This is a genomic window from Bacillus sp. FSL M8-0350, from assembly GCF_038593345.1.
Taxonomy (GTDB): domain Bacteria; phylum Bacillota; class Bacilli; order Bacillales; family Bacillaceae; genus Bacillus; species Bacillus safensis.
On the sequence record NZ_CP151985.1, the window covers coordinates 952,597 to 964,450 of the forward strand.

10 protein-coding genes are annotated in these 11,854 nt (G+C 41.4%); 7 read left to right on the plus strand and 3 right to left on the minus strand.

Annotation, left to right across the window (positions count from 1 at the left end):
* Positions 1-138: 138 nt before the first annotated feature.
* The 4 genes from glpD to NSS80_RS04840 all read left to right on the plus strand — a co-directional run bounded on the left by glpD (position 139) and on the right by NSS80_RS04840 (position 5,629).
* The gene (gene glpD / locus NSS80_RS04825) at positions 139-1,800 is read left to right on the plus strand and encodes a glycerol-3-phosphate dehydrogenase (RefSeq protein ID WP_342498432.1); all 1,662 of its coding nucleotides are present in this window, start codon (positions 139-141) and stop codon (positions 1,798-1,800) included.
* A 135-nt stretch (positions 1,801-1,935) separates the two neighbouring features.
* Positions 1,936-3,681: a phospho-sugar mutase gene (locus NSS80_RS04830; RefSeq protein ID WP_342498433.1), complete on the plus strand. Its 1,746-nt coding sequence runs from the start codon at positions 1,936-1,938 to the stop codon at positions 3,679-3,681.
* A gap of 155 nt (positions 3,682-3,836) precedes the next feature.
* A complete protein-coding gene (locus tag NSS80_RS04835) occupies positions 3,837-4,982 on the plus strand; it encodes a GAF domain-containing sensor histidine kinase (RefSeq protein WP_342498434.1) in 1,146 nt (381 codons plus the stop codon).
* Positions 4,979-5,629 (plus strand): response regulator transcription factor, encoded by a 651-nt coding sequence (locus NSS80_RS04840; RefSeq protein WP_342498435.1) that lies wholly within the window; start codon positions 4,979-4,981, stop codon positions 5,627-5,629. The genes NSS80_RS04835 and NSS80_RS04840 overlap by 4 nt, the downstream gene beginning before the upstream one ends.
* 401 nt (positions 5,630-6,030) lie before the next feature.
* Here NSS80_RS04840 and NSS80_RS04845 read toward each other — a convergent pair whose 3' ends face one another.
* Positions 6,031-6,279, minus strand: coding sequence for a YhdB family protein (locus NSS80_RS04845; RefSeq protein ID WP_024425297.1), 249 nt, complete (start codon positions 6,277-6,279; stop codon positions 6,031-6,033).
* Between the two features lie 248 nt (positions 6,280-6,527).
* On the opposite strand from NSS80_RS04845, the gene NSS80_RS04850 reads away from it, so the two are divergent.
* The gene (locus tag NSS80_RS04850) at positions 6,528-6,791 is read left to right on the plus strand and encodes a YqzG/YhdC family protein (RefSeq protein ID WP_231293991.1); all 264 of its coding nucleotides are present in this window, start codon (positions 6,528-6,530) and stop codon (positions 6,789-6,791) included.
* 111 nt (positions 6,792-6,902) lie between these two features.
* Here NSS80_RS04850 and NSS80_RS04855 read toward each other — a convergent pair whose 3' ends face one another.
* Positions 6,903-8,378, minus strand: a complete 1,476-nt coding sequence (locus NSS80_RS04855) for a catalase (protein ID WP_024425295.1) — start codon at positions 8,376-8,378, stop codon at positions 6,903-6,905.
* 159 nt (positions 8,379-8,537) lie between these two features.
* Positions 8,538-8,969: an Rrf2 family transcriptional regulator gene (locus tag NSS80_RS04860; RefSeq protein WP_024425294.1), complete on the minus strand. Its 432-nt coding sequence runs from the start codon at positions 8,967-8,969 to the stop codon at positions 8,538-8,540.
* 183 nt (positions 8,970-9,152) lie between these two features.
* Between NSS80_RS04860 and NSS80_RS04865 the strand changes: the two genes are divergently transcribed.
* Complete coding sequence (locus tag NSS80_RS04865; RefSeq protein ID WP_280149762.1) at positions 9,153-10,352, plus strand: globin domain-containing protein; 1,200 nt, start codon at positions 9,153-9,155, stop codon at positions 10,350-10,352.
* Between the two features lie 76 nt (positions 10,353-10,428).
* Positions 10,429-11,841, plus strand: coding sequence for a SpoVR family protein (locus tag NSS80_RS04870; protein WP_342498436.1), 1,413 nt, complete (start codon positions 10,429-10,431; stop codon positions 11,839-11,841).
* Positions 11,842-11,854: the final 13 nt, after the last annotated feature.

An 11,854-nucleotide genomic window follows, 5' to 3' on the forward strand; every position in this document is an offset into this window, starting at 1 on the left:
CCAAAAGTATGGTATACTTCAAGTAAGTTAATAGAACGGTTGGAGAACTGGAGAGACCGCAGGCACCGAAGTGTAGAAATACGCTTTGGGTGTTTGCGGTCTCTTTTTCTTTACCGTACAACATGGGAGGAACAAGAGATGACTTTTTCTAGCTTAGAAAGAGAACAAATGCTTCAGGAAATGACAAAAAAACCATATGATGTGTTTATCATTGGTGGGGGTATAACAGGCGCTGGTACAGCACTTGACGCGGCTTCACGCGGAATGCGTGTCGGTCTTGCAGAAATGCAGGATTTCGCAGCAGGTACGTCTAGCCGCTCAACGAAACTAGTGCACGGCGGACTTCGTTATTTAAAACAATTTGAAGTAAAAATGGTCGCAGAGGTCGGTAAAGAGCGTGCCATTGTATACGAAAATGGTCCTCATGTGACAACGCCAGAATGGATGCTTCTTCCGATGCATAAAGGCGGGACATTTGGTAAGTTTTCAACCTCTATTGGACTTAGAGTGTATGACTTTTTAGCTGGCGTAAAGCATAGCGAACGCAGAAGCATGCTAAGTGCAAAAGAAACACTTGAAAAAGAACCGCTTGTCAAAAAGGACGGCTTAAAAGGCGGCGGCTACTATGTTGAATACCGTACAGATGATGCACGCCTCACAATTGAAGTCATGAAAGAGGCTGTAAAATTCGGAGCGGAAGCGGTCAACTATGCGAAAGTAAAAGAATTTATTTATGATAAAGGCAAAGTGGTTGGTGTTGTCATTGAAGATGTCATGACGCAGAAAACATACGATGTGTATGCGAAGAAGATCGTCAACGCGACAGGTCCATGGGTAGATCAGCTGAGAGACAAGGACCACTCAAAAGAAGGAAAACACTTACAGCATACAAAAGGAATTCACTTAGTATTTGACCAATCGGTCTTCCCATTAAAACAAGCGATTTACTTTGACACGCCTGATAAACGTATGGTCTTTGCCATTCCAAGAGAAGGCAAAACGTACGTTGGAACAACAGATACAGTGTACAAAAAACAGCTGGAGCACCCGCGTATGACAAAAGCCGATCGTGACTATGTCATCCAAGCGATTCAGTACATGTTCCCTGACCTCAATATTACAGAAAAAGATGTAGAATCCAACTGGGCCGGTCTTCGTCCGCTCATTCATGAAGAGGGCAAAGACCCTTCAGAAATTTCTCGTAAGGATGAAGTGTGGACATCATCTTCAGGCTTAATCACCATTGCTGGCGGTAAATTAACAGGCTACCGTAAAATGGCTGAGCATATTGTCGATCTAGTACGTGATGGATTGAAACAGGAAACGGGCAAAGATTACGGACCATGTAAAACAAAGCATATGCCAATCTCAGGCGGCCATGTAGGCGGATCTAAAAACATGGCAGCCTTTGTTCAAGCGAAAACAGCAGAAGGCGCATCTGTTGGTTTAACAGAACCGATTGCACAAAAACTAGCTGAAAAATATGGTTCAAACGTCAGCAGTGTCTACAAACGAGTAGAGCAGCTTCAAGGGGAAGCAGACAAACGAAACCTCCCAGCATATGTGCTGGCAGAGCTTGTCTATGCGATCGAAGAAGAACTAGCTGTAACACCTGTCGATTTCTTCTTAAGAAGAACAGGAAGCCTATTATTTAATATCAATTGGGCAAAAAAATACGCACAGCCTGTTGTTGACTACATGGCAGAGCGTTTTGGCTGGGATGAAGCAGCAAAACAGAAACATCAAACAGAATTAGATCAACTATTCCATGAAGCAGTCGTACCGCTTGATGCTGAATAAAAAGAAAAGCCGATCATGCATCGGCTTTTTTAATTGTCCATCGTAATTTTGGATATAGCATGACATTAAGGATGATTCGATATAAAATATAAGTAGATATTATTTATAATGATGGCAATAAATAGGAGGACGACCATGAGTTGGAAGACGAATTATGAGCGATGGATCAATGAGAAGCACCTGGATACTGAACTAAAGGAATGGCTGGAGACGCATCAAGATGACCACCAGGCACTTGAAGACTGTTTCTACAAAAACCTTGAGTTCGGCACTGGAGGAATGCGCGGTGAGATTGGTGCAGGCACGAACCGAATGAATGTGTACACTGTTCGTAAAGCATCAGCAGGTCTTGCTGCGTATATTGCGAAACATGGAGAGGATGCAAAAAATAGAGGCGTCGCCATTGCATATGATTCACGCCATAAATCGCCTGAATTTGCGATGGAAGCAGCCAAAACACTTGCTTCACAAGGCATTCAAACGTACGTATTTGATGAATTGCGTCCGACACCAGAGCTCTCCTTTGCGGTTCGTGAGCTGCATGCATTTTCTGGAATCGTCGTGACAGCAAGTCATAATCCACCAGAATATAATGGCTATAAAGTGTATGGTGAAGATGGCGGGCAGCTTCCTCCATTTGAAGCAGATCAAGTCATTCAAGAAGTAGATGCAATTGAAAATGAACTGTCGATTTCAGTTGACTCTGAAGAAACGTTGAAACAGCAAGGGCTGATCAAAATAATCGGAGAAGAAATCGACCATGCTTATATTGAAAAATTAAAAACCATTAGTGTGCACCCTGAGCTGGCACATGAGGTCGATGTCAAAGTCGTGTTTACTCCGCTTCATGGGACAGCCAATCACCCTGTCAGAAACGGGCTGCAGGCTCTTGGATATCAGCATGTCACTGTTGTGCCTGAGCAGGAAAAACCAGATCCACTATTCTCAACAGTGACCTCGCCGAATCCAGAGGAGCATGCCGCATTTGAGTACGCCATCAAGCTTGGTGAAAAACAAAATGCCGATATTCTCATTGCCACAGACCCAGATGCTGACAGGTTAGGCATTGCGGTCAGAGATCACGAAGGAGAATTTACCGTCTTAACAGGCAACCAAACAGGCGCTCTGCTGCTCCATTATTTATTATCTGAAAAACAAAAGCTGGGTCAGCTGCCGCCTCGTCCCGTTGTGATGAAAACCATTGTTACAAGTGACCTTGGGCGCGCTGTAGCATCAGCTTTTGGTGCCGACACGATAGACACACTCACAGGCTTTAAATTTATTGGAGAAAAAATTAAGCAGTTTGAAAAGAGCGGAGAATACACGTTTCAATTCGGTTATGAAGAGAGCTATGGCTATTTGATCGGTGACTTTGCCCGAGATAAAGATGCGGTGCAAGCGGCACTTTTAGCCGTTGAAGTCGCTGCTTTCTATAAAAAGCAGGGCAAGTCCTTGTACGATGCGCTTGTCGATATTTTCAAGCAGTTTGGATTTTACCGGGAAGGATTAAAGTCGTTAACCTTAAAAGGAAAAGAAGGAGCAGAGCAGATTTCAGCGATCCTTCATACCTTTAGAACAAACCCGCCAGCTGCCATCGCAGGGCAGCGCATCACAGTGATTGAGGATTATCAATCAAGTCAAAGACAACTTGTGGCTGAAAAGAAAGAGGAAACCATTCACCTGCCAGCATCAAATGTGCTGAAATACTTCCTTGAGGATGGTTCGTGGTTCTGCTTAAGACCTTCCGGCACTGAGCCTAAAGTGAAATTTTATATTGCAGTCAAAGGCACGTCTTTAACAGATAGTGAAGAAAAGTTAAAGCATTTGTCAGAAGAAGTGATGAAAGTCGTTTATGATATTGTGGAAGAAACAGCGAAATAACGAAAGACAAGGCCGTCGTGTATGAATACATGATGGCTTTTTCTCAGCCAAAAGGATGAGAAGAAATCATTCTTTTGGAGAAAGAGCGACGAGGGGGCCCATGGTATAATGAGCGTAATGATAAGTGAAGGCTGCAAATGCCGGGGGTAAACAGTATGGGAGAATACCAAGAGAAGGTTGAAACATTAAAAACGTTAAAAGAAATTGCTGAAAAGCTTAATGAAGGCATGGAAATGAAAGAAACGCTTCATGAAGTGCTCCATATGCTGATGGATGTCACAGGCTTTCATTCTGCATGGATTTATTTTATAGAAAAAGACGGGTCATATGAACTGATGGCAGAGGTTTCCTTACCTGAAGCACTTGCAAAGCATCAAAAGCAGCTCATGTGTCAAAATGATTGTTATTGCATCAACCGATACACAAAAGGTTCACTGCAATCAGCCACCAATATTATTAATTGCAAACGGATTGAAACCGCAATTGAAGAAAAGCTTGGGGATACAGAAGGAATTACTCATCATGCGACCGTACCGCTACAAGCGTGTAAGCGTACGTTCGGCTTATTAAATGTGGCAGCAAAAGGAAAAGTCACGTTTACGCAAGAAGAGCTGAATTTGCTTGAAAGCATTGCACTTCAAATTGGCACTGCCATTCAGCGGATGAAGCTTGTGCAAAATGAACAGCAGCACGCACTTTTGGAAGAAAGAAACCGGCTCGCACAGGACTTGCATGATTCTGTCAACCAAATGCTGTTCTCTGTGAGTCTGACGGCAAAGGCTGCACGGCAAATGACAAGCGATCAGAATTTAGGAGAAATGATTGATTTTATTCAGCATTTGTCACAAGACGCTCTGATTGAAATGCGGTCACTCATTTGGCAGCTGAGACCAAGAGGCCTTGAAAAGGGGTTTACGACAGCAATTGAAGAGTATGCACAGCTTTTAGGATTACGCTGCAACTTATCTTTATTAGGCTGTATAGAAATGGATCATTCACACAATGAAACTTTGTTTCGGGTATGTCAAGAAGCACTGAATAACTGTCAAAAACATGCGGAAGTAGAAGAAGTCGAGGTCAAGCTTGAGCAATCAAAAGACACGTTCGAGATGAAAATCATTGACCACGGAAAAGGTTTTCAATATGACGAGCAGATGAGCCTTCCTTCACTTGGGCTGAAAGGGATGTCTGACCGCATCCAAAGAGCAGGTGGTACATTTTGTATCTATTCAGAATTAGGTAAAGGAACCACGATTCATGTAAAAGTGCCATTTTCACAAGAAAGGAAGGGATCGTCATGAGAGTTGTCATTGCAGATGATCATCATATTGTGAGAAAAGGGCTTGTGTTTTTCTTGCAGACACAGCCTGATGTGGACATCGTTGGTGAGGCGTCCAATGGGCAAGAGGCATTAGAGGTTGTCAGAGAAACTCAGCCTGACATTGTCTTAATGGATTTGTCTATGCCTGTCATAAATGGCATTGAGGCAACGAAACAAATGACGCTGGAAATGCCTGACTCCCGCATTGTGATCCTGACAAGCTATGCGGATAAAGATTATGTCATTCCCGCCATTCAAGCAGGGGCGAAAGCCTATCAATTAAAGGATGTGGCACCAGAAAAACTGCTATCAACCATGATTGAAGTACAAAATGGCACCTATCAGTTAGATGGTCATATCACGACCTTTCTCGTGCAGCATCTGACAGAGCCAAAAGAGCAGAAATGGGCATTGATGAAAGAGCTCACCAATAGAGAGCGAGATGTCTTATTTGAGATTGCAAAAGGCAAAAGCAACAAAGAAATTGCCTCATCGCTGTTTATTTCTGAAAAGACTGTCAAAACGCACGTATCCCATGTATTATCAAAATTAGAGCTGGCAGATCGAACCCAAGCGGCTCTGTATGCAGTGGATTATCAAAAAAATCAGCCAAAAGAGCTGCTATGACAGACTAAAACTTTTAAGCGCACATTCAATTCAGTGAATTGAATAAAGAGTTGGTTATTTGACGTGCCCTTTTGCGTAAAAAGAGAAGTATGAACAGCCTAATTTCTAATAGAAAAACAAATAAAAGACTTGATGAGAGTATGCTCATCAAGTCTTTTTTTATTCTAAAGGAGGTGATGAGCTGGTCAATCAAAGGTGAATGTAAAATCTGAGGGGATCAAGTGGAGGCATATGAATTAGTAAGTGATGACAAATTAGAGCTTTAATAAGCTTGTGATCCATACATTATCTCTAACGCTTCCGTCTATTTCATATCAGCCACTTTATGTTTCCCAGCACTGCGCACTGCTAATTGTATGGAAAAGGGAAGGGCTAAAAAAATTCATTTTAGCCCTTTTTCTTTATGTGTACATCGGTTGTGAATAAACTTCAGCAGCAGCAGCCTCTGAAGCATGGTCAATGTACTGCAGGAGCCCATATAAACATTTTTCAACATCTGCATCGTTCCGGTTAAATTGATACGCATGTAAGAAATGCTCAATACGTTTCGAGAGCAAATCATCTTGCGTACGTACCATAAGAATAAGTAAATTATCCCATTGCGAGCGATGCGTATAATAAAGTGCTTTATCATAATCCGCCACATTCATTAAACCTTCTCCTTTCCCTTGAGAAGTCCTCATTAGTTTGCTCGGATCATATCGACTTTTTCAGGGGAAAAGTTGGTGTCCGCATCAATCGTGTACCGGGAATTATAGGCTGAATAATTGCTTCATGTATGAAAAAGGACAGGCTTGCTAAACCTAAACAAAACATATATGAAAGTGAGTTCAATGATATCATGCAGCCGAAATGGTGGATGCTTATTGCAGCAGGAATCGTTTTGCTTGGCAGTTTGATGATTCATCCTGTATCAAAAGCAGCCGTGCAGCCGTTTGAAAATTGGGAAAGACTTGCGTACACAGCATTTAAAGATGAATATAAAGGTGCCGCTTTAAATGATTATCATTACATTGGCCGGACAGAAGTGAATGAAGAGCAGACAAAAGATGTGTTTCGCGTCACTGTAAAGGAAGGATCAACTCGCTTTGCCGCACATGCAGAAATTTATTTTCATCCGGTGACCGGTCATTTGATTAGTATTAACGTGTTTCGATTATAAAAAAGCCCCTTTTTTTGTAAAGGGTGCTTGAGGCGTTCAGTCATAAAAGACAAAGGGCTAAAATAAAGATCATTTTAGCCCTTTGTCCAACAATTTTTTTTCGAAATGGAATTACTTCATGCTACCTTGAAGATAAGCGCGAATATCCACACCAAGTGAATCTGCTAATCGCTGGCCGTAATCTTCATCGGCACGATAGAAGTTGCAGATTGCAAGTAATTTTGTTTGGTCATTCACATCTTTCAGATCAGCTGTTAGGTTTTTAATCAATGCTTGTTTCTCTTCTTCAGAGTAGCTTCGATATTTTTCTCCAGCTTGTTTGAAATCGTTCGGTTTTTCAATTTTTTGTCTCACCATACGGTCACCGTGAAGAACTGGCTCACTTTCTTTGTAGTGAGGGTTTTCTTTTGGCTGATCGGCATAACGGTTTGGTTCATAGTTAATATGACCGCTTGGACGAGTCGTTGTCATAAAGCCATCCTGCTGGTTATTGTGTACAGGTGCATAAGGGCAGTTAACCGGAATGCGCATGTAGTTCGCACCAAGACGGTGGCGCTGCGTATCAGGATATGAGAACAGACGGCCTTGAAGTAGTTTATCTTCAGATGCCTCAATTCCTGGAACAAATGCACTTGGCGTGAAAGCAGACTGTTCTGTTTCAGCAAAGAAGTTCTCAGGATTGCGGTTGAGTGTCATGCGTCCTACTTTTTGAAGCGGGTAATCTTCCTCGCTCCACGTTTTTGTTGGGTCACATGGATCATAATCAAGGTCATCATAATCGCTAAGCGGCATAAGCTGAACATATAAGTCCCATGCTGGGAAGTTGCCTTTTTCAATGCGGTCATATAAATCTCTTGTCGCATGCTGGAAATCGTTTGCTTGAATTTCCGCTGCTTCTTCCATAGATAAGTTGCGAATACCTTCAGAAGGTCTCCAGTGATATTTCACATATTTTGCTTCGCCGTATTTGTTCACCCATCTAAATGTATGCACACCAGAACCGCGCATTTCAGCGTAGCTTGCAGGGATTCCTTCGTCAGAGAAAAGCCATGTGAGCATATGAGTGGATTCAGGCGTTAAGGTCATAAAATCCCAATAACGGTCAGGATCTTGAATATTGGTTACAGGATCTGGCTTGAGAGAGTGAACCATATCAGGGAATTTCAATGCATCACGAATAAAGAAGATCGGCAAGTTGTTACCAACGAGATCATAGTTGCCTTCTTCTGTATAAAATTTGACAGCAAATCCGCGCGGGTCACGCAATGTTTCAGGTGAACCTTTCGGATGAATAACGGTAGAGAAGCGAACAAAAACGTCTGTTTGTTTTCCTTCTTCACTTAGGAAGGCTGCTTTTGTATGTTTCTCCATGCTGTTTTCTACTTCAAACACACCGTAAGCGCCGGCGCCTCTTGCATGAACGACGCGCTCTGGAATACGTTCACGGTCAAAGTGTGCAAGTTTTTCAATCAAATGGTAATCATCAAGAAAGGTAGGTCCGCGGTGACCAGCTGTTCTTGAGTTTTGGTTATCGCCAACAGGCACGCCTTGGTTCGTTGTCAAATTTTTATGATTTGAATTTGTCATTCTTTTCTCCTCCTGTAAACAAAAAAGTGTTTTCTAGCAATCTATATACCCTAATTATATTGAATAAAACATGATAGTCAATATTTATTTATAATAATTTTAAATAAATTATTATTACAAGAAGGTAAAGAAAAAGACGAAAGAATAAATTCTTTCGCCTTAAAGCAGGAGCTCTCTAAGAGCATCTTTATTTTGTGTTAAATCGTTTAGTGTGTATCGGTCTAGAACGCTTAAATAAGCTGTGAGTGCTTCATGAAGTACATGCTTTAATGAACAAATTGGGGAGATAATGCAGCTGTTTTTCTTTGGATCAAAGCATTCAACCATGACTAAATCATCCTCTGTATAACGGACAACCTCTCCAATATTAATGCTTTCTGGGCTTTTTCCAAGCCTGATCCCGCCATTTCTTCCGCGAATCGTTTCCACATACCCGCGTTTTCCAAGATGATAAATCACCTTCGTCAGATGATTTTTAGAAATGCCATAAACATCGGCGATCTGCTGAATATTTGACAGTTCATTATTTTCTCTCGAAGCTAAATAAATGAGTACCCTTAATGAGAAATCTGTGTAATTCGTAAGTTTCATTTTGACGACCTCTAAACCTAATAGAGTTTTGTATCATCGTAACACATTTTAGACAAAAACTGTTCGAGAAAGTGTAAAATGTGACAACATTTAAAACATGTATTATAAATATTGCTTTTAGAGACTGTCATCTATTACGATAAAGATGTATTTAAAATACTTCTTTTGAAAGAAGGAATGAAGATGTTATCTAAAGATCAAATGAATGCAATAAAGCAATCAGCTCCTCTACTAAAAGCCGAGGGAACCAAACTTGTCACTGTTTTTTATCAAAATATGATTCGCCAGCACCCGAAGCTGCTCAATCAATTTAATAAAACAAATCTGATGAACGGAAGTCAGCCAGAGGCACTTGCTGCGACACTATATCAAGCTGCACTGCACATTGATCGGTTAGAGGAATTACTTCCTGCGGTCAAACAAATTGCCCATAAGCATGTCAGTGTCATGGTCAAAAAAGAACAATACCCAATTGTCGGATATCACCTGATTGAAGCGATGAAAGAAGTGTTTGGCTTAAGAGAAGAAGATGCCACTTTATTAGCTTGGAAAGCTGCATATGACATCATTGCGAATATTTTCATGACCATAGAAGCAGAAATGATGGATGAAAATGTGAAACAGACAGGCGGATGGGCAGATGTGAAGCCGTTTGTGATTAAGAAAAAGAAGCAAGAATCTCCTTCGCTTATCTCATTTTATTTAGTACCAGAAGATGAATCAGAGCTGCCAATGTATAAAGCAGGCCAATACATTACGGTTCAGGCAGATATGCCAGGAGAAGCCTATATGTGCAGCAGACAATACAGCTTATCAGACGAGCATCATCCATCTTATTACCGTATTACAGTGAAGCGTGACGGGCATGTGTCTACATTTTTGCATGATGAAATGGAAGAAGGGGACGTTCTTCAAGTGAGTATGCCGCAGGGAATGTTCTGTTTGCAAGATGACATAAAAGAGCCTGTTTATTTCATCAGTGCTGGGTCTGGTGTCACACCAATGATTGGTTTAGTGAAAACTGCCGCACAAAACAGCCAGACATTCACGATGATTCATGCAGATCGATTAGAGGATGTAAACGCTTTTGAAAATGAGTTTGAACGCGTTCTAGCTTCAGCTTCCTATGGACGCATCATCCTATGTAACGAACAATTTGCGCAGTCTGGAAAGGGTGAACTCGTTGAGAAAGCGGCTTCCCGCATTGACCGTCCATTTCTTCAATCGGTGATCGGAGAAGGGAAAGGCCAATTTTATCTATGCGGTTCCCCGGTGTTTACACAGGAGATCATTCATCATCTAAAAGAGCTGGGAATTCCAGCACACCATATTCATTTCGAAGCATTCGGCGGGCAATCCACGAAAGAAATAGAAGTCGTCTAAACGATTGGCGGAACATCATGTTTTTTTACATACGCTCATATAGTAGGGATAAGTCCGATGAGGAGGGATGGTTTCCTTGAGCGTATCTGAAAAACGTCTTTTAAAAAGAGCGATTGATGAAATTACAGAAATTGCAGAAGGATTTGGTCTAGATTTTTATCCGATGAGGTATGAAATCTGTCCCGCGGAAATTATTTATACGTTCGGTGCATATGGAATGCCAACACGATTCAGCCACTGGAGCTTTGGGAAGCAATTTCATAAAATGAAGCTTCATTATGATTTAGGGTTAAGCAAAATTTATGAACTTGTCATCAATTCAAATCCTTGCTACGCCTTTCTACTTGATAACAATACGCTTGTTCAAAATAAATTAATTGTGGCTCATGTATTGGCACACTGTGATTTCTTCAAAAATAATTGCCGTTTCCAAAACACAAAACGAGATATGGTTGAAAGCATGTCAGCAGCGGCAGAGCGGATCAAAGAATATGAGCATATCCACGGGACAAAAGAAGTCGAGTCCTTTTTAGATGCCGTATTGGCTATCCAAGAGCATATTGATCCGTCTCTTGTTCGATCAAAATTAAGCTGGAATATGGACGATGAAGAAAGTGAAGATGATAAACCAAAACGTCAAACGCCATATGATGATTTGTGGGGAATGGATGAGCCGAAAACGCGTGAGAAAAAGAAAACCGTTAAGCAGTTTCCGCCAAAGCCGGAAAAGGATCTTTTACTCTTTATTGAGGCGCATTCCCGCGAGCTGGAGCCGTGGCAGCGGGATGTCCTTACCATGCTGAGAGAAGAAATGCTCTATTTTTGGCCGCAGCTGGAAACAAAGATTATGAATGAAGGCTGGGCATCGTATTGGCACCAGCGGATTATGCGGGAGCTTGATTTGGATTCAAGTGAATCGATAGAGTTTGCGAAATTAAATGCAGGTGTGGTGCAGCCATCTAAAACAGGCATCAATCCTTACTATTTAGGGCTGAAGATTTTTGAAGATATCGAAGAGCGCTATAACAACCCGTGTGAAGAATTAAAAAAAGCAGGGGTCACAGAAGGATCTGGCCGCAGTAAAATGTTTGAAGTCAGAGAAATTGAGTCAGATATTTCCTTTATTCGAAACTACTTAACGAAAGACCTTGTGATGAGAGAAGATTTGTACTTGTTTCAAAAGCAGGGGAGAGACTATAAAGTCATTGATAAAGAATGGAAGGCGGTTCGTGATCAGTTAGTCAGTATGAGAGTGAATGGCGGCTTTCCGTATTTGACCGTGATCGATGGCGACTATTTAAAAAATAACGAACTTTATATCAAGCATTGGTATGAAGGCATTGAACTTGATCTGAAATACTTAGAAAAAGTCCTTCCGTATTTATATCAGCTGTGGGGAAGAAGTGTGCATATCGAGTCAGTTCTTGAAGGAAAAGAAGTGATGTTTTCTTATGATGGAAAAGGGGTTCATAGGAAATATCTCGCTTAATGATCATAAAAAA